18 protein-coding genes are annotated in these 21,923 nt (G+C 59.0%); 12 read left to right on the forward strand and 6 right to left on the reverse strand.

Annotated features, from left to right (window positions below; all coding sequences use genetic code 11):
* Positions 1-94 precede the first annotated feature (94 nt).
* Together E1180_RS19110 and E1180_RS19115 are read left to right on the forward strand one after the other, a co-directional pair.
* Entirely contained in the window at positions 95-796 is a 702-nt protein-coding gene (locus E1180_RS19110; protein WP_155193757.1) for an AzlC family ABC transporter permease, read from the forward strand.
* Entirely contained in the window at positions 789-1,109 is a 321-nt protein-coding gene (locus tag E1180_RS19115; RefSeq protein ID WP_196220648.1) for an AzlD family protein, read from the forward strand. The genes E1180_RS19110 and E1180_RS19115 overlap by 8 nt, the downstream gene beginning before the upstream one ends.
* Before the next feature lie 6 nt (positions 1,110-1,115).
* Here E1180_RS19115 and E1180_RS19120 read toward each other — a convergent pair whose 3' ends face one another.
* Complete coding sequence (locus tag E1180_RS19120; protein WP_155193760.1) at positions 1,116-2,666, reverse strand: bifunctional aminoglycoside phosphotransferase/ATP-binding protein; 1,551 nt, start codon at positions 2,664-2,666, stop codon at positions 1,116-1,118.
* Positions 2,667-2,793: 127 nt separating this feature from the next.
* On the opposite strand from E1180_RS19120, the gene E1180_RS19125 reads away from it, so the two are divergent.
* Together E1180_RS19125 and E1180_RS19130 are read left to right on the forward strand one after the other, a co-directional pair.
* Positions 2,794-3,174 (forward strand): hypothetical protein, encoded by a 381-nt coding sequence (locus tag E1180_RS19125; protein WP_155193762.1) that lies wholly within the window; start codon positions 2,794-2,796, stop codon positions 3,172-3,174.
* 184 nt (positions 3,175-3,358) lie between these two features.
* Entirely contained in the window at positions 3,359-5,038 is a 1,680-nt protein-coding gene (locus E1180_RS19130) for a thiamine pyrophosphate-binding protein (protein ID WP_155193765.1), read from the forward strand.
* A gap of 9 nt (positions 5,039-5,047) precedes the next feature.
* On the opposite strand, the gene E1180_RS19135 is transcribed toward E1180_RS19130, so the two are convergent.
* Together E1180_RS19135 and E1180_RS19140 are read right to left on the reverse strand one after the other, a co-directional pair.
* Positions 5,048-7,777 carry a bifunctional acetate--CoA ligase family protein/GNAT family N-acetyltransferase gene (locus tag E1180_RS19135; RefSeq protein ID WP_208997253.1) on the reverse strand — a complete coding sequence of 910 codons (2,730 nt, stop codon included), beginning with the start codon at positions 7,775-7,777 and terminating at the stop codon, positions 5,048-5,050.
* A 118-nt stretch (positions 7,778-7,895) separates the two neighbouring features.
* On the reverse strand, positions 7,896-8,729 hold the full coding sequence (locus tag E1180_RS19140) for a universal stress protein (protein WP_155193767.1): 834 nt from the start codon (positions 8,727-8,729) through the stop codon (positions 7,896-7,898).
* A 148-nt stretch (positions 8,730-8,877) separates the two neighbouring features.
* Between E1180_RS19140 and E1180_RS19145 the strand changes: the two genes are divergently transcribed.
* The 5 genes from E1180_RS19145 (at position 8,878) to E1180_RS19165 (ending at position 15,498) form a co-directional block, all read left to right on the forward strand.
* On the forward strand, positions 8,878-10,665 hold the full coding sequence (locus E1180_RS19145) for a sensor histidine kinase (RefSeq protein WP_155193770.1): 1,788 nt from the start codon (positions 8,878-8,880) through the stop codon (positions 10,663-10,665).
* Positions 10,662-12,026, forward strand: a complete 1,365-nt coding sequence (locus E1180_RS19150) for a sigma-54-dependent transcriptional regulator (RefSeq protein WP_155193772.1) — start codon at positions 10,662-10,664, stop codon at positions 12,024-12,026. Before E1180_RS19145 ends, E1180_RS19150 begins: the two co-directional genes overlap by 4 nt.
* 371 nt (positions 12,027-12,397) lie before the next feature.
* Positions 12,398-13,414 (forward strand): C4-dicarboxylate TRAP transporter substrate-binding protein, encoded by a 1,017-nt coding sequence (locus E1180_RS19155; protein ID WP_155193774.1) that lies wholly within the window; start codon positions 12,398-12,400, stop codon positions 13,412-13,414.
* 72 nt (positions 13,415-13,486) lie between these two features.
* The gene (locus tag E1180_RS19160; RefSeq protein WP_155193777.1) at positions 13,487-14,131 is read left to right on the forward strand and encodes a TRAP transporter small permease subunit; all 645 of its coding nucleotides are present in this window, start codon (positions 13,487-13,489) and stop codon (positions 14,129-14,131) included.
* Positions 14,128-15,498 (forward strand): TRAP transporter large permease, encoded by a 1,371-nt coding sequence (locus tag E1180_RS19165; protein ID WP_155193780.1) that lies wholly within the window; start codon positions 14,128-14,130, stop codon positions 15,496-15,498. The genes E1180_RS19160 and E1180_RS19165 overlap by 4 nt, the downstream gene beginning before the upstream one ends.
* A gap of 183 nt (positions 15,499-15,681) precedes the next feature.
* On the opposite strand, the gene E1180_RS19170 is transcribed toward E1180_RS19165, so the two are convergent.
* The 3 genes from E1180_RS19170 to xseA all read right to left on the reverse strand — a co-directional run bounded on the left by E1180_RS19170 (position 15,682) and on the right by xseA (position 18,518).
* Positions 15,682-15,873 carry a helix-turn-helix domain-containing protein gene (locus E1180_RS19170; RefSeq protein WP_155193782.1) on the reverse strand — a complete coding sequence of 64 codons (192 nt, stop codon included), beginning with the start codon at positions 15,871-15,873 and terminating at the stop codon, positions 15,682-15,684.
* Between the two features lie 391 nt (positions 15,874-16,264).
* Positions 16,265-16,810 (reverse strand): DUF805 domain-containing protein, encoded by a 546-nt coding sequence (locus tag E1180_RS19175; protein WP_155193784.1) that lies wholly within the window; start codon positions 16,808-16,810, stop codon positions 16,265-16,267.
* Between the two features lie 142 nt (positions 16,811-16,952).
* A complete protein-coding gene (gene xseA / locus E1180_RS19180; protein ID WP_283404509.1) occupies positions 16,953-18,518 on the reverse strand; it encodes an exodeoxyribonuclease VII large subunit in 1,566 nt (521 codons plus the stop codon).
* 103 nt (positions 18,519-18,621) lie between these two features.
* Between xseA and E1180_RS19185 the strand changes: the two genes are divergently transcribed.
* The 3 genes from E1180_RS19185 to E1180_RS19195 all read left to right on the forward strand — a co-directional run bounded on the left by E1180_RS19185 (position 18,622) and on the right by E1180_RS19195 (position 21,851).
* Complete coding sequence (locus tag E1180_RS19185) at positions 18,622-19,491, forward strand: FRG domain-containing protein (protein ID WP_155193786.1); 870 nt, start codon at positions 18,622-18,624, stop codon at positions 19,489-19,491.
* A 19-nt stretch (positions 19,492-19,510) separates the two neighbouring features.
* A complete protein-coding gene (locus E1180_RS19190) occupies positions 19,511-20,269 on the forward strand; it encodes a 16S rRNA (uracil(1498)-N(3))-methyltransferase (protein ID WP_155193788.1) in 759 nt (252 codons plus the stop codon).
* A gap of 208 nt (positions 20,270-20,477) precedes the next feature.
* Positions 20,478-21,851, forward strand: a complete 1,374-nt coding sequence (locus E1180_RS19195) for a glutamate--cysteine ligase (RefSeq protein WP_155193792.1) — start codon at positions 20,478-20,480, stop codon at positions 21,849-21,851.
* Positions 21,852-21,923: the final 72 nt, after the last annotated feature.

Here is a 21,923-nt window from a genome sequence, read left to right on the forward strand (position 1 = left end):
CTCATGAGTAGATCAAATCAATTCATTGGAAAATCAGACGGTTCGGATGTAAAGGTTGCATGAAGCAACTTTTTTCAAGGTGGAACCGGCAACGATGGCCACGACACAGGTACATATTTCTCCGGCCGGCTGCCTGCGCGGTGCTGCGCTGTGTTTTCCCGCCTTTCCCGGCATCATTGCGCTGGGCATGGTCTTCGGGACGGTGGCCGCGCAAAAAGGCCTGACCTTTTTGGAAACACTCATGATCAACTCGCTGGTCTTTGCAGGCGCCAGCCAGTTCGTTGCCATGGAGATCTACAAGGATCCACTCACCTGGGGCGGCCTGATCGCGATGGTGGGCGTGACAGGTGCCGTTAACATGCGCATGCTCCTGATCGGGGCGAGCCTGCGCCCGTGGCTGGGTCAGGTGCCGGCGCGCAACACCTACCCGTCACTGTTCTTTCTGACAGATCTCAATTGGCTGATTGCCCTGTCCGAATATGACAAGGGCACCCGGGACTGGGGCATTTATCTGGGCAGCGGCCTGTTCACATGGTCGGTCTGGTCGGTCTCGGTCATTCCCGGATACTTTGCCGGAAGCCTGATTTCAGATCCGAAAGTGTTCGGTCTTGATGTTGTCCTGCCGGCATTCTTCGCAGCCCTGCTTGTACCTTTGTGGAAGGGAAAGCGGCAAACGGTCAGCTGGCTGGTCGCAGGTGCTGTCGCGTGTATCACCTGGGCGCTTGTTGGCGGGTACTGGAGCATTTTCACCGGCGCAATCGCTGGTGCTTTGGCGGGGGCTTATCTCGATGACTGACGGATTGTTTTCAGCAGATGCCATGTTTGTCATGGCCGTGCTCGGCATGACCGCCATCACTTATACGCTCCGCGCGGGCGGCTACTGGGTAATGGGGCGGCTTCCAATCACCGACCGTGTGCGGCGGGGTCTGGAAGCGCTGCCCGGCGCCATCATTGTCTCCACCATCCTGCCGATTGTCTTGAAAGGCGGACTGGCAGTGGGCCTGTGCCTGATCGTTGCCGCGGCCGCGCAAATCAAGCTTCGCAAGGAGTATATAGCCGTCTTCTGCGCCGCCGGAGCCGCCGCCGCCCTGAGAGCCGCAGGGATGTAGTGGTCATCAACTCAGCTTTAGGACGGACCGGGCGCGGTTCGCTGTTTCCTCCGGGCCGTTTCCGGCATCGATCCTGGCCCAGGTGAGCCGGCCGAGGTCGTAGGTCAGCTGGGTGTCCACCACATGCGCGGTTGCGTCCGAGGCATCGCCGCTCCGCGCCTCCACGCGGGTCCTCAGGGTGTCCGGCGGCGCTTCCAGCCAGAGGCCTGTGAAGGCAGCCTCGACGGCATGGGCCACGGCTTCGATTTTTTCCCGTTCGGCGGGATCGGCAAAGACCGCGTCGTAGATCGCGCTGTGACCGGCGGCCAGAACATTTTGAATGCCGCTGTCCAAAGCCTCGTAGACTTTCGCGGAGGCTTCCTTGGTGTAGGCGGCCTCGGGCGCTTTTTCGGTTTCCGTCAGTCCATAGAGGCGCTTGCGCATGACATCGGTGCGCAGAACCCGTGCCCCCGGTGCCCGGCCAAGATCAGGCGCCAGCGAATAGGCAAGTGTGGTTTTGCCCGTTCCGGACAGGCCGCCAATGGCCAGAAGGTCCGGCCGGGACGGTTCAAGAAACCGGCAGGCATAGCCGAAATAGGCCCGCGCCTGGTCCTCCTGGCGTTGCCGTTCGTCCGGATCGGTCTGGTTCGCGGCCGCGCTGGCCGCAATCTTGGCGCGGATAGCGGCGCGCATCATCAGATAAAAGGGCAGGGCCGCCAATCCGTCGGTGCCGTGTTCAAGGCGGCTTTGATCGAGATACCGGTTAAAGACCCGGTTGGCGGCGCGGGGCTGGCCGCGTTCCCAAAGATCCATCAGAAGGAAGGCCAGATCGTACAAGACGTCGCCGGTGGCAATCGCATCGGAAAACTCCACTGCGTCGAACAGGACCGGCTTTCCTTCCAGAAGCACGATGTTGCGCAGATGCGCATCCCCGTGGCAGCGCCGGACCAGGCCGGTTTCACCGCGCTTAAGGATCAGGGCCTTCAAGGAGGCCAGAACCGTGCGGGCGGTCTCGGTCAGGTGCCGCACGTCTTCAGAGGCAAACAATTCGGGAAACTCCCGGAAAGCGGCCTCGTTCTGCTCCACATAGCTTTCCAGTTCGGCGAAAAAGCCCGCCCCGTTCCTGAGCGGCGCGCCGTCATGGGCCGTTACCATCATCGCGGCAAGATCGTTAGACAAGGTGTCTGGAAAAAGGGCGTCCGCTGCCATCATGTCCAGCTCGTCCGTGCGGTGAAACCGGTTCATCTCCACGGTCCATTCGACCGGTGTTCCTTGCCCGTTCAAGGCAAGGCGGCCGTCTTCCTCCCGTGTGATGGGGATTGCGCGGCGGTAGATCTGGGGCGCGTTCGGCTGATTGACCGTGATCTCCGCTTCGCAGGCCGCTTTCCGCAAGGCCAGTGTTGAATAGTCCAGAAACGGGAACGTGACCGCGCGCTTGACCTTGTAGGCGAGCGCACCGGCGAGAAAAACGACATTCGCATGGGTGTCGATCCGCATCACGTCAGGGCGCGCCGGGTCCCGGGCCGGAAGGGCGTTCAGAAAGTTCAGGGCTTCAGTCTGGTCAGAAGCATGCGCCATACCGTATCCTTTTGCTGGCCTTCAGGAAATTCTGCCCCAAAGGCCATGCTTCGGGTTTGATACTGCTCAATGTGCTGTGCCCGTGCTGTGGCACATATAGGGTGATTTGTCAGTAAGGGAGGCTCATATGAGCGACTATCCGGCGTTGAAAAAGATCAGGCTGAACCTGGCCCGGACCAAGGAGTATCCGCAAGGCTCCGCCCGCCATGGTTATGAGTTCACAGCGCCTCTGGACGAAACCGGCCACATTGATGCAGCGCTCTGGAAAAAGGAGCGTGACCATTGCCGCGTGCGACGGTTCTGGGGCGATGAGGTTGAGGAAATCGGCCACCTGATCCACCGGCCAGGTGGGTCGTGGGCATTTCACTACGATATTGACGGCGAAGATGATGACGAGGCGGGCTACCGGTTCGGCACGCATGCGTTCGAGCCGGGTGAATATGTCTCCATCAAGGACGAAGATGGCGACCTGCATACGTTTCAGGTCGTCACGGTTCAGCCGGTTTAGGACCGGCGGCTGCCGAGTGCTGCCAATGTTGCGGGTCCGGACATGCGCTGTGCGTGTCCGGGCCGGCAATTTCCGACCAATCGGAATGACCTTATTGCCAAATAATCTGATTTTCCGGTCTGCCGGGGGCATGTTTCATACGCTATAGAATGACTGAGCCTTTACAACACTGGGATCAGCCAAAATGAAACATACGTCCGACGCCTTGAAGACCGGTGGCGAATTGCTGGTGGAGGCACTCGGCCTTCACGGGGCAAAACGCGTCTTCTGTGTTCCGGGCGAGAGTTATTTGGCCGTGCTGGACGCGCTCCATGATACTGAGATACCGGTGACCGTATGCCGCCAGGAAGGTGGCGCTGCGATGATGGCGGAAGCCCATGGCAAGCTGACCGGTGAACCCGGCATCTGCATGGTGACCCGCGGTCCGGGCGCGACCAATGCGTCCGCCGGTGTCCATGTGGCCGCTCAGGATTCCACGCCGATGATCCTGTTCATCGGCCAGATCGAGCGGGCCATGCGCGAGCGCGAGGCATTCCAGGAAGTTGACTACCGGCAGATGTTCGGCGGTATCGCCAAATGGGTGGCCGAAATCGACCATGCGGAGCGCATGCCGGAATTCATTTCCAGAGCCTATCATGTGGCAACCTCCGGCCGTCCGGGGCCCGTGGTTCTGGCCTTGCCCGAAGACATGCTGGTCGAAAAAGCCGTGGCCCCGCAGCCACCTGCCTGGAGCCAGGTAGAAACCTATCCGGGTCTGACCCAGATGGCGGATCTGCAAAAACGCCTTTGGGCGGCTGAAAGACCAATCGCCATCCTGGGCGGCAGCCGCTGGTCAAAAGACGCGGTCGCGGCCTTTACCCGGTTTGCCGAACGCTTCGACCTGCCGGTCGCCTGCTCTTTCCGCCGTCAGATGCTGTTCGACAATCTGCACCCGAACTATGCCGGTGACGTCGGGATTGGCGCCAACCCGAAGCTGATCGAGCGGGTCAAGAGCTCCGATCTGATCCTGCTGGTTGGCGGGCGTCTATCTGAAATGCCGAGCCAGTCCTACTCGCTGCTCGACATTCCGGCCCCCGCCCAGCAGCTGGTGCATGTCCATCCGGACGCTGAAGAGCTTGGCCGCGTCTACAGGGCGTCCGCCGCGATCCATGCAAGCCCAACGGCGTTTGCCAAGGCTGCTGAAGGTCTGCAGCCCCCGGCGGAACTCAAGGGCGCGGGCGCTGCCAAGGCCGCGCATGAAGACTATCTGACCTGGTCCGGTGCCCGGCCGCAAACACCCGGAAGCCTGCAAATGGCAGGCGTCATGGAGTGGCTGGAGGGCCATCTTCCAGAAGACGCGATCTGCACGAATGGCGCGGGCAACTACGCGACCTGGCTGCACCGGTTTCACCGGTTCCGCACCTACGGCACGCAGGCTGCGCCAACATCAGGCTCAATGGGGTACGGACTGCCCGCCGCCGTTGCGGCAAAGCTTGCCTTCCCGGACCGCGAGGTGATCTGCTTTGCAGGCGATGGCTGTCTGCAAATGACCATGCAGGAATTCGGCACGGCCTGCCAGGACGGCGCGAACATCATTGTTCTTGTGATCGACAATGGCATGTACGGCACGATCCGCATGCACCAGGAAAAACACTATCCGGGCCGCCCGTCTGCAACCCATCTGGTCAATCCGGATTTTGCAGCCCTTGCCAGGAGCTACGGAGCCTTCGGTGAGCGCGTTGAAACAACGGAGCAGTTCGGGGAGGCCTTTGAGCGCGCGCGCCAGGCAGGCACCCCGGCACTCCTGCATCTCAAGCTGGACCCGGAAGCCATCACCCCGGCAGCCTCCCTCAGCCAGATCCGGGCGGCAGCGGAAGGCAAGTAACGCGCAATGTCACCCGTCCTCGGGAAGTCCCGCGACGGGCAGGGTGACAACTGCAACGCCGGGATCATCCGGTGAGGTGCCCACGGTGAACCCGAGCGCCTGGCACATGGAGATCATCGAGGTGTTTTCCTTCAGGACTTCACCCTTGATGGTCTCAATCCCGTCTGCCTTGGCATAGCGGATAATCAGCTTCATCAAGGCCCAGCCGAGGCCGAGCCCTTTCAGGTCAGAGCGGACCATGACAGCGTATTCGCCGGTCTGATGGTCCGGATCCGCATGCAGCCGGACAACGCCGAGCAGGCTGCCGTCGCTGGTATCAATGGCGGTGAAAGCCATGGCCCTTGCGTAGTCCAGCTGGGTCAGCCGGGCGAGAAAACGGTGATTGAAATCGCGCACCGGGGCGAAAAATCTGAGCCGTAAATCCTCCGGGGTGACCCGCTCGAAAAAGGACTTGAAAAGATCTTCGTCTTCGGGACGGACCGGCCGGACAAAAATAGTCCGTCCGTCCTTCAAGGTGAACGTTTGCTCCCACTCCTTCGGGTAGGGCGTGATGGCAAGGCGGGATGCACCCGTGCGTCCCGGACGGCGTTCCGGGTTCGACAATGTCATGCGCGCATCCAGCGCAATGAGGCCGGAGGGCAGGGAGACGATCGGGTTGATATCGAGCTCCTGGATTTCGGGCAGGTCGATGGTGATTTGCGAGAGCTTTACCAGGGCCTGGGCCAGAGCATCCCGGTCGAGCGCGGGGCGGGATAGACCGCCATCCAGAAGCCGGGCAATCCGTGTCCGGTTGATCTGGGCAGCGGCCAGATGGAGATCAAGCGGGGGAAGCTCCAGGGCAATGTCCTCGCTTTCCTCGATTGAGGTGCCACCATGCCCGAAGACGATCACAGGACCGAATTCCGGCGTTTCGGCAACGCCCAAATAAAGTTCCAGCCCGTGCCGGTCTTCCAGCATCGGATGGATCGAGACACCGGTAATCCGCGCCTCTGGATAATCACTGCTGGTCTTGCCGATTAGTTCGGCCGTTGCCCTTTCGACCGCCGCCGGTGTTTCAAGGCCGAGCCGCACCCCGTCGATCTTCGATTTGAACGGAAGGTCGGGCGAAATCAGCTTGACCACACAATGCCGGTGCGTGGCAAAATATGTTTCGGATATCCGGGCGGCCTGTTCCGGTGTTCCGGCCATTTTGGTCGGCATGACCGGAAGTTCATAGGCGGTCAATACATCGCAGACCTCGGTCGGCGAGAGCCATGTCCTGCCTTCTTCGAGCGCATGGGTCACGATCTTGCGGGCTGTATCCGCGTCCGGTGAAAAGGTCGCCGGCAGGCTTGGCGGAGCCGCCATCAAAAACTCGCGGGCTTCAGCCTCATTCACCAGATGCATGAGGCTGCGGGCGGATTCCGCAGGACTGGTGAAATTCGGGATTTTCGCTTTGGTCAGGATCTCGCGGGTCTGTGCGTCCGCGCCGATAACGCCGGCGACAAGCGCCTTGCGCCGTCCTGTGCGCCGCCGGTCCTGTGCGCCTGCGTCCGCTATCGCGGCGGCGACTGCGCTGAGCGGTTGGAAGGCGCTTGCCGTTTGCAGCACAAGCGCGCCGTCGACGGCCGGATCCTTCAATACCGTTGTGATTGCCGTCGTCGTGTCCTCTGTACTGGCATGTTCGGCGAGGATAACCGAACCGTTCGCAGCCGGGGTCGCGGACAGGTCCGGCACATCCCGCACAATGCCTGATAGTGCTGCGCGCGTGTCATCGCTCAGATCCGCGAATTGTCCGCCCAGATCCATCAACCGGTCAACAGCCAGATTGGCAAGACTGCGGCCGTTTGCGATGACGGCAATCTTCTCGCACCTTGGCACTCTGAGGTGGGACAGGGTCTCAAGCGCTTCGAACATCTCATCCAGGTCGTACACCCGAAGCAATCCAGTCCGCCGGAAAACGGTCTCATAAACAAGGTCTGTGCTTGCCAGGCGGCCGGCATGGGTGCGCCCCGAGCCGCCTGTGTCCCGGCTTCTGCCCGAGCGGATGATGATGACCGGCTTGATGCGTGCCGCCGCCCGCGCAGCTGAGATGAACTTCCTGGGAACGGCGATACCTTCCATGTGAAGGACAATCGATCTTGTGCGGTAGTCTTGTGCGAAATAGTCGATGAGATCGCCGATATCGACGTCCATGCGCTCGCCCAGGGAGACCACGGCGGAAAATCCCGCATTGTGGGTTTGTGCCCAGGACAGCGTTGCATTCAAGATCGCGCCCGAGCGGGAGAAGAAAGCCATATCGCCTTTATTCGGTGCTTCCGCACTGAGCAAGGCGTTCAGTCCGCGCGCTGGAACCGCAAAGCCGAGGCTGCCGGGACCAAGCAGCCGCAGGTTTGTCGTTCGCGCCGCCTCCCGGCAGGCCTGGAGAAGGTCTTCCGGCCAGCTTTCATATCCGGGCGAGGGGATCAGGACCGCACGGGTTCCGCCCGCTCCGAGCTTGCCGATCACACCGGGCAGCTCCTCCGCCTTAGCCAGATATATGACCAGATCCGGCATTTCGTTCAGGTCATCGAGGGAGGCCGCTTTCACACCGTGGAAGGGAACATCCTGATCGATCCCGATCAGGGTAACGGTGTGTCCGGCCTCGATGTCCTGAAGACAGGCAATCAGTTTTACCGTCAGGACGCCAGGATGCCGGCAGGGCCCGATCACACCAATTGAACGCGGATCAAAAAAACCTTCCAGATTGCGAATGGTCACCGTGTCTGCCTTTTCCCGATGCCGTCAACTGGCGCAACCATAGCGGAGTTTGAAGACAGTTAAAAACCACGGACACCAGTTTTGGCATCCGTGGTTTTGCAGCGCAAACGTGAAAGGATCAGTGGGCCATCAGCACCGGAATGGTCATGGATTCCAGGATCTCGCGGGTTGCCCCGCCAAACAGGAATTCCCGCATCCGGCTATGCCCATATCCGCCCATGACGATGAGGTCGTTGCTGTTGTCGGACACATGGTTCAAAACCGTGTCGGCAATCCCTGTCTGGGGATTCGTGACAACATTTACGGTCACATTCATGTTGTGGCGGGCCAGGTAGTTGGCGACATCCGCGCCGGGCTGGCCACCGTCTTTCGAGGCTTTCTTTTCAATCACTAGAACGGTGATCTGATCCGCCTTTTCAAGGACCGGTAGGGCAGCATGGATGGCGCGGGTCGCCGTGGAGCTGCCATCCCAGCCAATCAGTACATTTTTCGGCTGGAAGGTTTTGCTGCCGATATATGGAACCAGCAGAACCGGAGCGCCGCTCTCGAACAGAATGGTCTCGATCAAGATCTCGCGCATGGGTTCAGGCTTGTCCGGATTGGCCTGGCCAATCACCACCAGATCGGTGGGACGGCAATGAACCAGAACCGATTCCAGAGGGCCGCCCGTGAGCACTTCCGCCAGCCGGCTTTCGGTCTTGGTACCTGCCAGACGGGCGAACTCGTCAAATTCCTTTTTGGCCTCGTTGGCAGCCGCAATCGCCTGATCGTGAGCCGCCTGCAGATAGTCAACGGGCATGGGTGCTGCGGCAAAGGCCGGAACCACAGGCTCAAACGACACGGCCAGTCCAGTGACATGGGCGTCGTAGGTGCGGCCGAATTCCAGCGCATACTTGGCAGCCGGCTGATCTCCCGCCAGATCCAAAACAGTCAAAATATCCTTGATCGGCATTTAGTCCTCCTTGGGCCGGAAACCGAAGAGCGGCCCTCGTCAAAAATCATAGGGCTTTGATATGCCAGCTCCTTGACCCGGATCAATTCAATAGCAGCGATTGCAGTGCTCCTCTGGCGAAGCGGAAAAAAATCCGCAATATAGCGCCATGGTATCCCGTTGGTTCCTTCTTCTCCTGCCGCCCGTGTTTTTGGTTGGCGCCGCTTTTGTTCTGGTACAGCTGTTCGAAGAGCTGGACCGGGACCGCGTCGACCGCAAGGCCGGTGAACGGCTGACCCTCTACCGGCAGACAATCCTCGGCGAGTACCAGAAGTTCCGCTACCTGCCTTACATGATTGCGCGAGATCCAAGGGCAACGGCCGCGCTGGGTCTGGGCCACCCTGTCGACAGTGCCAACCAGTTTCTGGAAGAAATGGCGGAGAACTCCGGGGCCGATCTTCTTTATGTGATGAACCGGGACGGAACGACGCTCGCGGCCTCCAACTGGCGCGAAGACTTGTCGCTCGTGGGCAATAACTACGGCTTCAGGCCCTATTTTACCGAGGCGATGGAAGGCCGGGAGGGGCAATTCTTCGCCATTGGCCTTACGACGGGCCGTCCGGGCCTGTTCCTGGCCAGACCCACGCCGGTCGACGGGGACCCGCTTGGTGTCGCGGTCGTGAAGGTGGACACAAGCCAGCTGGAACATGCCTGGGCGGATGGCGGCGAGCGCGTTTTCCTGAGCGATGCCAACGGTGTCATCTTCCTGTCGAGCCAGTCGGACTGGCGTTACCGGACCTTGTCCGCGCTGCCGCAAGATGTGCTGGCGCGCATCTTCGCCTCGCAAAAATATGCCAATGAGGATCTGCGTCCGGTCAGCGCCGATCCTGTTCCCGCCGATCACGTCCTGCGCATTGATGATGCGCTTTACCGCCACAATGTTGCACCTGTCGGGTTGCTCGGCTGGAACCTCCACTACCTTGTCCCGATTGAGGAGACCCGCGCCAGCGCGCTGCCGATCTGGACAACCGCTTTTGCGCTTTGCCTGTTTTACGCCGTTGTGGTTCTGTTTTTGCGCGGCCGGAGGCTGCGCAAGACCTCTGTGCGCCTGCGCCAGGAATCCGATGAACTGAAAGAGTTGAACACCCGCTTGATTGATGAAGTTCAGGAGCGGCGGCGGGTGGAACGCCAGCTTCTGGAAGCACAACGGGGCCTTGCCCGCTCAAACCGGCTGGCAGCGGTTGGTGAAATGTCGGCCGCCGTTGTGCATGAACTCAGCCAGCCCTTGGCCGCCTTGCGCATGTTCGTGGCCGGCACCCGCAAGTTTCTCGAAAAAGGCGACGTTGGAACGGCATCGGAAAACCTGGACGAGATCGATTCGCTGCAATTGCGTATGGCAAGCCTCACCCAGGAGCTGAAGCGCTTTTCACGGCCGGCCGAAAGCCAGATCAAGCAGGTGGATTTGCGGGACAGTATCCGGGCAGCTGAGAAGATTACCCGGCCAAGGTTCCAGGAAACCGGCACCCGTCTCCACCTGTCCTTGCCGGACGAGCCGATCCTTCTGGAGACCGCTCCGTTGCGCATTGAGCAGGTGCTGGTCAATTTGCTGCGCAACGGGGCCGAAGCAGCTGCCGGTGAGGCGGATGGCGAGGTCCGGCTGGAAACACGGACAGGGGACGAAAGCGCAATCGTGATCGTTGGCGACAACGGTCCGGGCATTCCCGACGGCCTGAAGGAGCGGATTTTCGATCCGTTCTTTTCCACCAAGGCTAATGCCGGGGGGATGGGGCTTGGCCTTGCCATTTCCATGCGCCTTGCAGAAGACCTGGGCGGCAGTCTTTCAGCAGAGCCCAACACCCCAAAGGGCGCTCGTTTCGTTCTGCGCCTGCCCGCTCCCGTCCCCGAGCCTCAGGCAGACCCTGCGCCCGTGATTGCAGAAACAGAAGCCGCAGAATGACAGAACCCGTCTCCGTTTCCTCCGTCGTAATCGTCGATGACGACCCTTCCATGCGCGCGGCCCTGCGCCAGTGGATCCGGCTGGCCGGTTTTGAGACCATAGAAGTGGGCGCGGCGACACCTGCATTGGCGCATCTGTCGCCCGAATTCCGCGGATGTGTCGTCTCGGATGTGAAACTGGGCGCCGATGACGGTCTCGATCTCATGCGGCGCATTGCGGAGATCGACGCCGATCTACCTGTGGTGCTGATAACCGGTCATGGCGATGTGCCGATGGCGGTCGAAGCCATGCGCACCGGGGCCTATGATTTTGTCGAAAAACCTTTCGATCCGGACCACATTGCCGAGGTGGTCAAGAGAGCCTGCGACCGGCGCGCGCTGGTTCTGGAAAACCGCAGCCTGAAAACGCGCATTTCCGACACGATGAACCTGGAAAGCCGACTGATCGGCACCAGTCCGGCGATGCAACTGTTGCGGCAGCAGATCCTCCATTTTGCCGGAACCGATGTGGCGGTCTTGATCACCGGGGAAACCGGCACCGGCAAGGAAGTGATTGCGCAGGCGCTTCACGATTATAGTCCGCGGAAAAACAGCCCGTTCATGGCGATCAATGCGGCCGCACTTCCCGAAGCGATGGTTGAGGCGGAATTGTTCGGTCATGAGGCCGGGGCCTTCACTGGCGCGGACCGGCAGCGCATCGGGCGGATCGAGGCGGCTTCTGGCGGGGTTCTCTTCCTGGATGAAATCGTCTCCATGCCGCTTGCCCTTCAGCCGAAACTGCTGCGGGTTCTGCAGGAGCGCCAGGTGGACCGCCTGGGCGGCACCAAGCCTGTGCCGGTTGATATCCGCTTGATCAGCGCTGCGAATGCCGAGCCACGGGCAGCGGTCGCAGATGGGCGTTTGCGGGAAGACTTGCTGTTCCGTCTGAACACTATTGAAATCGCCGTTCCTCCGCTTCGCGAGCGTGGCCGGGACAGCCTCCTGTTGTTCGACACCTTCTTGAACCGGTTTGCCGCTCAGTACGGCATGGCGGTTCCAGCCTGCTCTGCGCGGGACGAGGCGTTTCTGCAGACCTACCACTGGCCGGGAAACGTTCGTGAGCTGCGCAATGCGGCCGAACGTTTTGTCCTGACCGCAGGTGTCAGCCCGAAGCCGCTTGAGGCGCTGGTGACAGGCGAAAGCACGGGGCCGGTCGCAGGCGGCGGCAGCTTGAAAGATCTCATGGATGCCTATGAGCGGTCCCTGATTGAAAGCGCCCTGCGCCGCCACAACGGCCGCATCACCGATGTGATGGAAGACCTCAATCTGCCGCGCCGGACCTTGAACGAGAAGATGGCGCGTCTTGGCTTGAGCCGCGACTAGATCAGCGAGATCAGCGGGCGGTCAATCGGATTCGATTGCCGGCCCAAAGCTGATCGATTGTGAAGGATCGAGCATCTTGGGCCGTTTCTGACAAAACGCCCGTTGCTCGAGATCAGCGGGCGGTCAATCGGGTCCGGCTCATCGGCGGAATACCGCCGACCTCTCAAGCCCATCGGCAAGAATCCGCCTAGATGCGGTGCAGCATGTCCGGTCCACTTGCGTGTTCAGCCGCACAAACCTTGAGAAAAGGGATTGCCAAGCCGCTCTGGCACGGGTCATGCTTAAAGAAAAGAACTTGGGGCAGGCTGGAGCGCGGCACGCGTTCAGGGCCGGGTTACCAGGCCAACGAGCTTTATATCTGGGAGGATTGCATGCTCACGAAACTCAAATTCGCCACAGCTGTGTCTGCGGGCACGCTCGGACTGATCTTCGCCACCGAAACCTTCGCTGCTGATGTGACATGGAACGTGTCCTTGTGGGGCAAGCGCCGCGCTTTCACCGAGCACGTTGAAAAGCTGGCTGAGGAAGTCAAGGCACGCACCAACGGGGCTTTCGAAATCAAGCTTCACTACGGCGGTGCATTGTCCAAGTCCCGCGAGAACCTTGATGGCATTTCCTTCGGAGCCTTCGAGATGGCGCAGTTCTGTGCCTCCTACCACGCCGACAAGAACCCGACCCTGACGGTTCTGGAACTTCCGTTTCTCGGCGTGTCGGACCTTGAAACCGAAGTTAAGGTCTCAAAAGCGCTTTACGAACATCCGGCCGTTCAGCAGGACCTTGGCCGCTGGAACGCCAAGCTGCTGATGCCGTCCCCGATGCCGCAATATAACTTCGCCGGAAAAGGCGACGTACCGGCCTCCATCTCCGACTTTGAAGGCATGCGTGTGCGCGCTCTTGGCGGCCTCGGCAAACTGATGGAAGCAGCTGGCGCTGTGCCGACGTCTGTGACCGCATCTGAAACCTACCAGGCAATCGACTCCGGAACCGTTCAGGCGGCAGGCTTTGCACCGCATGCGCACCTGTCCTTCAAGGTTGTTGAAGTTGCCGATTGGTGGACGAAGAACCTGAACCCGGGCACCGTGCATTGCCCGGTCGTTGTGAACGTCGATGCGTACAATGCTTTGTCCGATGAGTTCAAGGCAGCGCTGGATGAGTCTGTCGACCCGGCCATCGCGCACTACCTCGACACCTATGCAGCGGTCTATGACAAGTGGTGGCCGGAGCTGGAAAACCGCGGCATCACCCAGATCGAGTTCTCCGATGATGAACTGGCTTCTTTCTCTGAGAAGGCCGGCCCGATCCATGCTGCCTGGGTTGAAGAACAGTCCGCAAACGGACTGCCTGCCCAGGAAATCCTCGACATGGTCAAGAAAACCATCGCCGAATAAACCCTCTATGGGGTGAAGTGACCCTCTCCGGCGCCTCCTGCGCCGGAGAGCCTTTATTCGGGGCAATAGAAAATGACAAATCCTGATCCCGGTGGACGTTCCGATCCGGAGCGCCCGGCTACCTATATTCGTTTTGACGGCATGCTCGGATATGTCGAAAACGGGTTCAATCTCATCGCAGCCTTCTCGATCCTTTCCCTGATGCTTTTGGCTGTGGCTCAGGTTCTTGGCCGCCTTGTTCTGAATGCGCCAATCCCTGGCTTTATCGACATCACCGAGCAGGCCATGGCGATTTTCGCATTTATGGGTGTGGCTTATTGCCAGCGCGTTGGCGGCCATATCCGCATGGAAATCGTGCTGGGCAAACTTCACGGGCGTACGCTTTATATCTGCGAAATGCTCGGGGTCATCCTGATCGCCTTTACGGTTGCTTTGTTGATCTGGGGCTCCTGGTTCCACTTCGACCGGTCCTGGAATTTCGGCGACAGCACCATGGATATCCGCCTTCCAACCTGGCCATCCAAGCTGGTGATCCCTGTGGCGCTGAGTGTTCTGTTCCTGAGACTGCTGCTGCAGATCTACGGCTATGCGCGTCTGGTGGCCAACCCGGACCGCGACCCGGTCGGTGTCCCTGTTATTCACGATGTGGAAGAAGTGGCCAAACACGAAATCGAGGAAGCGTTGGGCGATGACGCCGGCAAGGGAGGCGCCAAATGACGCCGTTTGACGTTGGCATGATGATGACCGGTGTTCTGCTGGTCCTTGTCATTCTGGGTGTGCGGGTTGCTTTTGCCGCTGCCTTTACGGGACTTGTCGGTCTCATCATCCACTTCTCGATGATGCAGGGCTTTGAGCGCGGTTTCATGACTGCCATCAAGATGGCGGGCACGATCCCCCATTCCAAGTCCGTGACCTATGCCCTGTCGGTTCTGCCGACATTTATTCTGATCGGCTTTCTGGCCTTTTACGCGGGGTTCACAAAGCAGCTGTTTGAGGCTGCCAAGCGCTGGCTCGGCTGGTTGCCAGGCGGTATGGCGGTCGGCACCGTGTTCTCCACCGCCGGCTTTGCGGCCGTTTCGGGCGCCTCCGTGGCCACCGCAGCCGTTTTCGCCCGCGTTGCCATTCCGGAAATGCTGGCAAATGGCTATTCCAAGCGCCTGTCCGCGGCCGTTGTCGCAGCCGGGGGCACGCTCGCCTCGCTGATCCCGCCCTCCGCCATTCTCGTGATCTATGCGATCCTGGTGGAACAGTCGGTCGGCAAGCTATTGATTGCCGGCTTCCTGCCGGGGGTCTTCTCTGCGCTTGTCTATGTGGCGATTATCGTCGGGGTATCGGCCTGGCGGGGCGATGCACCTGCCATCAAGGGCTTCACCTGGAAACAGCGGTTTGAGAGCATTCCCGGAACCTTGCCGATCATCGCCGTCATTGCGATTATCTTCTGCTCGTTCTTCTTCGGCCTTGCAACGCCGACAGAGGCGGGCTCGCTGGGGGCCTTTGTGGTCCTGATGGTGGCCTTTGCGAAAGGCATGAAGACCAAGCAACTGTTCCAGGCGCTTCATGAGACCGCCAAGCTGACCGTGATGATTTTCACGCTCATCTGGGGTGTTCTGGTCTATGTGCGGTTTCTGGGCTTTGCCGGACTGCCCGACGCCTTCCGGGACTTCATCGTCGCCCTGGAATTCTCGCCCTGGCTGATCATGATTTGCATCCTGCTCGCCTATGCGGTGCTGGGCATGTTCATGGATGCGATTGGAATGCTGATCCTGACGCTTCCGGTGGTCTACCCGGCCGTCATGGCGTTGAACGGCGGGGAGGGCGTTTCAGCCGCCGACAGTACGTTTGGCATGTCCGGTGAGGCCTGTGCGATCTGGTTTGGGATCCTGGTGGTGAAAATGGCGGAGCTCTGTTTGATCACCCCGCCGATTGGGCTGAACTGTTTCGTGGTGTCCGGTGTCCGGCCCGACATTCCGGTTCAGGAGGTCTTCCGTGGCTGCGTGCCGTTCTTTGCTGCGGACGTTCTGACCATTGCCGGCCTGCTTGCCTTCCCGTCGATCATCACGTTCCTGCCCGCCTTGATGGGATAGTATGAAGTTGTTATGGGCGCCGCCTGGCGCCCATAACTGTTATTTTTTTGATTTTCGATCTGGCGCTTGCGTTAAAGCAGAAGCCGCGACACTACGCTGTGCTTTGGTCGATTTTGGGTCTCGCAAAATCTTTGCAGCTTTTGAAGCGATAGCTTTTGAGGTTTTTTCGTTCTTAGCCATGGCTCAAATACGCTCGCTGGGTAGCACTTCAGCATAGCGAAGCCCATTTATGACCTCGGATACTCTGCCTTGATTTAAACCGCCTAGCTTGGCGGCTATCTGAGCCTGATTGAGTTCGGTGTGTTTCCACAACGCTTTTATTTCTGCAGCAAGTTCTGCTGTCAGCCTGGGGGATTTAAGCTTTTTTGGCGCCATCTTGTGTCCTTTCGGAATGGCGTTGAAAACTCCCCTGACCGTAGATACTATTCACGCGCGACTGTGTTGTCCTACGGCAGTGCTAACTTTCACGGTCAACACTAAAAGGGGTGTCCGGTTCATCCGGCACCCCTAAATTATTTATGATACATTAAAGACTGTCAAAAAACCTCATGCTCTTACAGCACGATCATTCGGTTTTTCAAATAGAATTATTCATTTTTTCAAGCCGTTATCCAAGTAAATTTTTCGTGATGTGGTGATGTGAAACTAACTAGGTAATTGAAATATATGAGAAAAAATCAAAAACTGAGCTGGCTGTTTATGGCAAGCGGATACAATTTATCGTTTTCAGAAGCGTCTAAATCAGTTGACCTGGCTGTTTCAGGTCCTACGGCGGGCCGAACCGGTTGGCGCCGGGTGTGCCTTTGAAGAAGCCGTTGACGACAAACAGGTAAGCTCCGTAGAGAGCTCCGAAAAACGGGATCAGATAAAGCAGCAACCACCATGCGGACACATCGCGGTCGTGGCACCGGCGTGCTTCCAAGGACCATGCGCAAACAGTCAAGATGCCAACCAGCGCCAGCATGGTCAGGCCTGCCGTTGATCCCACCATATAGGCGAAAACCTCGTCCTCAGACAGGGCCTGGATGTCCGTCATATTGTTGAAGGCATAGCCAAAGATGACCGCCATCATCAGGACAAAGCGGACGGTGCCGATCATCCAGTAGGGACCACGGCTGATGCGGCCGTTGAAGCTGAAGAAAAGACCGAGCCCGAAAGCTGCTGCCTTGCCGCCGGAGAAGTTTTCGTCCTCCAGCACCAGAGCATTTTGCGCCCGCGCGGGAGCGAAATCGGGTTCAGGCGTTCTAGAGGCAAAGGCAGTGGGCACCGGGGTCACCCCACGTTTGCCGAAAGTCTTGCGGGAAACCGTCATAACCGCGCACCTTGTCCAAACCGTTTGGACATCAGTGAAACGCAAGTCCCTTAAAGGACCGTTGTCCCGTCCGCATAAATCCGGGGCGATCTTGGTTGCAATCCGCAAAATTGCTCTGGGTGTTTGCTAAGCTGCAAACGGTCTAGAACAGGCTGCCTTGTCCGGCTTCCGGTTTTCCCTCAGCCGGTTTCTTGGGCTTTTGCTTCGCCTTTTTGGGCGCAGCGGAGCCTGAAACGGTAACGGCATCAACGGTACCGTCACCCAGCTCGATGGAAAGGGCCGCGCCGGACGCAACGCCGCCGGCGGACCGGAGCGGCTGTCCGGTGTCATCCCGGACCACGGCATAGCCACGGGCCAGGACGTCCTTGTAGGACAGCGACTTCAAGAGCTTTTGCAAGCCGTCGAGACGGGACTTGTCATGTGTCAGCCGTGCGGTGTAGGCCCGGTCGAGCCGCTCGGCCAGGCCGCTGAGCCGCTCCATGCCAAGGGTTGTCTGCTGCCGCAAGCGAGCCGGGGTTAACCGGCTTTCAATCGCCAGGAAACTCTGGCGCTTTTGGCCGACCGCCACACTGAGCGCCCGCTGCTGGCGTTCGCTGACCGTTTGCAGATCCTGCCGCGCTTTGCTGCTGAGCCGCTGCAAGAGATGTGGCGACAGGCGTCCGGCCAAATTTTGCCAATTGGTCCGGTGGGTCCGTGTGCTGTAGATCAGCGCCCGCTCCAGGCCATTGGCCGCCGTGTCGAATTTCTGCCGGGGCAAGGCCAGAAGATCCTGCGGGGCGGGCAGCGCGGCGCTTGCGGCCCGCAATTCGGTGCGGCGGGACGTGACAAAGCGGACAAGGCCGGAATTGAGCCGCCGGGACCGGTCATCGACCATGGACATCAGCTCGGCCTTGACCGGCACCGCGATTTCGGCGGCCCCTGTGGGGGTCGGTGCCCGCACATCGGCGGCAAGATCAATCAGCGTCCAGTCGGTCTCGTGGCCAACGGCGGAGATAAGCGGGATTTGACTTTCGGCAGCGGCCCGCACGACGGCTTCTTCGTTGAAACCCCAAAGATCCTCGATGCTGCCGCCGCCGCGGGCGACAATGAGAACATCCGGGCGCGGGACCGGGCCGTCCGGATCGAGCGCATTGAAGCCGCGAATGCCGTTTGCGACCTCCGCCCCCGATGTCTCGCCCTGCACGCGCACCGGCCAGACCACCACATGAAGCGGAAAGCGGTCTTCGATCCGGTGGAGAATGTCCCGGATGACCGCCCCGGTCGGTGAGGTGACCACACCGATGACACGGGGGAGCGGCGGAAGACGTTTTTTGCGGTCATCTGCAAAAAGGCCTTCTGCGGCAAGCTTCTTCTTGCGTTCTTCCAGAAGGGCCATAAGCGCGCCGGCCCCCGCCGGTTCCATCGCATCGATGACCATCTGGTATTTGGACTGGCCGGGGAAGGTGGTGATCTTGCCCGTGGCGATCACTTCCAGGCCTTGTTCCGGCTGGATTTTCAGCTTGGAGGCAACGCCTTTCCAGACAACGCCGGAGAGCACGGCCCGGTCGTCCTTGAGATCCAGGTAAATATGACCGGAGCCGGGTCTTGAAATCCGGCCGAGCTCACCGCGCACCCGCACATAGCCGAAGGCGTCCTCCATCGTCCGTTTGATGGAAAACGAGATCTCGGAGACGGAAAATTCGGCAATGTTGGATTGTGTTTCTGACACTGCAGTGATTCTCTTCACAGAGGGATGCGTAACGATCCCAAACTGTACAGTGTTACGTAAGCTGGATGCAAAAAATCGAAGTTTTAGGCTGTGGAGCTTTTAGATGTCGTTTCAAGAATTTGGGAGCATGGAACACCCCATAAGTTGGTCAGAATTCGAGACCTGTGTTGAGGAAGATCGGAAAGAGATCAAACAAAGAATTTCGGGCGATAGCATTTCATATTTTGACCATTGGATATACCGAGGGCAGTCGAATGCCAACTGGGGACTAAAGACCTCATTAGAGCGTTATCTGGCTCGAGTGTTTGATGTAGAGATCGATAATATAGACGCTATTGATTACTATAGAATAGTAGCTGGTGTCGTCCCTGCAGTAAACTCTCTTGCTAGTGCAAAATTTGAGAGTGTCGACATACATGTAGATATTAGGCCGTACTTTTCATTACCTTATCTTGAATTTCTGTACTATGCGCGACATCATGGGTTTCCAACTCCAATTCTAGATTGGAGTAAATCACACTATGTCGCTGCTTATTTTGCATTTCAGTTTGCTGTAAAGGATCAACCAGTCGCGATTTTCGCATTTAATGATAACGATGGAGATACACGTGGCGGCTGGGTTGGTGAGCCTGCGATACACAGCCTAGGCCCCTACGTGCAAACACATTTGCGCCACTATCGTCAGCAAAGCATTTACACCTACTGTGCAGGTAAAGTCTCGGATAGAACTGCTTTTATGCCTCATGATTCTGCTGTTCGTGCAAATCCAAGAAACAACAAAGTAAAAAAGTATATTATATCTGGCGAAATGCGCGAGGAAGTCATGGATAAATTGTTCCGGATGAACATAAATTCTTTTACGCTTTTTGAAAGTGAAGAAGGTCTTATGGAATATCTCGCTTATAAGGAAATAGAGGGCGCCAGAGTGCGGCATAAACGGCTGATAAATCTATCCGACGATACGCCCTTTTAGCCTCTCGTGTTCGAAAATCATGGCGAAATATGAGTTTAATATGCAACGGCTTTTTCTGCGTCACATTCTGGCCGATGGTGCCCGTATCGAGGCGGACCGCAGCCAATCCAACTATCTTTTGAATGTCCTGCGCCTGCGCGATGGCGATTATGTCCAGGTGTTCAACGGCAGTGATGGCGAGTGGCTAGCGAAAATTTCCGCCAGCGGGCGGCGCGATTGCGCGCTGCAGCTGATGGAGCGGACCCGCGATCAGACACAGCCCAACGACATTCTGTATCTGTTTGCACCGCTCAAACACGCGCGGCTGGATTACATGGTTCAAAAGGCTGTGGAGATGGGGGCCGGCCAACTCAAGCCGGTCATGACCCAGCACACCCAGGCAAGCCGCGTTAATGTCGAGCGCATGGAGGCAAACGTCATCGAGGCGGCCGAACAATGCGGCGTGCTGTCGGTGCCCGAGGTGCTCGAACCGCAGTCCCTGAAAGATGTCTTGGCGGCGTGGCCGGAAGCTCAACCGGGGCGGTGCCTGCTCTTTTGTGATGAAGGGGAAGCCAGTCAGAATCCGCTTTTGACACTTGCGCAGCTCAAGGAAAAAGGCCCGCAGCCGCTGGCGGTTTTGATCGGCCCGGAAGGCGGGTTCTCCGAAGATGAGCGCGCACAGCTGCGCGGTCTGGACTTTGTGACGCCCATCCCGTTGGGCCCCAGGATCCTGCGGGCGGATACAGCGGCCGTGGCGGCTCTTGCCGTTGTCCAGGCGACGATTGGCGACTGGATTTGATCTTGAAGCCCGTTGATTGCAGATCTTCCGGTTTTCTTAACGCAAAGGCCGTGGATCAACGGCATGTCGTTTCTGTGCTTGCAATCTATTTTCAGGAAACATAAATCACCGGAACTCAAAGCGGTTCCGGGACGCCCGGTTCGACGCGGTTCAGGCAGGGGGACCTCTCCCCTGACAGAAGGATCGCCAAGGTGAGAAGGACAAAGGGATGGCCCGCGATACCGTTGATTCCACGCCCGTTAAAACGGTTGCCGATCTAGCAGCCACGCTGGAGGCGGGGAACAAGCCGGAAGAGGCTTTCCGCATTGGCACGGAGCACGAAAAGTTCGGCTACTGTGTGAATGATCTGACACCGATCCCCTATGAGGGGGAGAAGGGGGTCAAGGCGGTGCTTGAGGGGATGGAAAAGATCCTCAAGTGGGAGCGGATCGAGGACGCAGGCAACATTATCGGGCTTGCCGACGATGCTGGCGGCGGCGCGATTTCCATTGAGCCCGGCGGCCAGTTCGAGTTGTCCGGCGCGCCGCTCGACAATCTTCATCAGACCTGCCGGGAGGCCAACCAGCACCTTGCCCATGTGCGCGAGGTCGCCGAGCCCCTGGGCGTCGGATTTTTAGGGATCGGCATGACGCCGACCTGGGCGCGGGCCGATATGCCGCGCATGCCCAAGTCCCGATATGACATCATGACCAACTACATGCCGAAGGTCGGCTCACTTGGTCTCGACATGATGTACCGCACCTCGACCATCCAGGTGAATCTGGATTTTTCTTCTGAAGCCGACATGGCCCGGAAGATGCGGGTCGGACTGGCGCTTCAACCGATTGCGACCGCGATCTTCGCCAATTCGCCATTTACGGAAGGCAAGCCCAACGGGTTCAAGTCCTTCCGCGCGCAGATCTGGACCGACACCGATGCGGACCGGACCGGCGACATGCCATTCGCATTTGAGGAGGGTTTCGGATTTGAGCGCTACGTGGAGTGGGCGCTCGATGTACCGATGTATTTCGTCAAGCGCGGTGCGACCTATTACGACGTGACTGACACCACGTTCCGCCAATTCATGAACGGTGCGCTTCACGGCCGTATCCCGGACGCGGAACCGAGCCTGGGCGATTGGAACAATCACCTATCAACGCTTTTCCCGGATGTGCGGCTGAAGAAGTACATTGAGATGCGCGGAGCAGATGGTGGCCCCTGGCGGCGGATCTGTGCGCTTCCCGCGCTCTGGGTCGGCTTGATGTACGACCAGGGCATTCTCGATCAGGCCTGGGACTTGGTAAAGGATTGGACGACCGAGGAGCGCGCTGCGCTGCGTGCCGGTGTTCCGAAAGATGCTTTGCAGACACCGTTCCGCTCCGGGACGGTTCTCGATATTGCCAAGGAAGCCGTGGCGTTGTCTCTGGAAGGCTTGAAACGGCGCAACCGTCTCAGCGACGGCGATCTTGACGAGCGGGTGCATCTTGCACCGGTCGAAGAGGGACTGGCTGCGGGCATGTCCCCCGCCGATATTCTTTTGAACCGCTACAACGGTTCCTGGGAGGGAGACCTCTCCCGGATTTTCAAGGAATACGCTTACTAGGATCAGGGCCCTAGGCCAATTGGGGTCAAAGTGGCGTCTAACCGGACGCGGTGTGCGGCCGGTCCGCTTGCC

This window comes from Roseibium denhamense (assembly GCF_009711415.1).
Lineage (GTDB): Bacteria > Pseudomonadota > Alphaproteobacteria > Rhizobiales > Stappiaceae > Roseibium > Roseibium denhamense.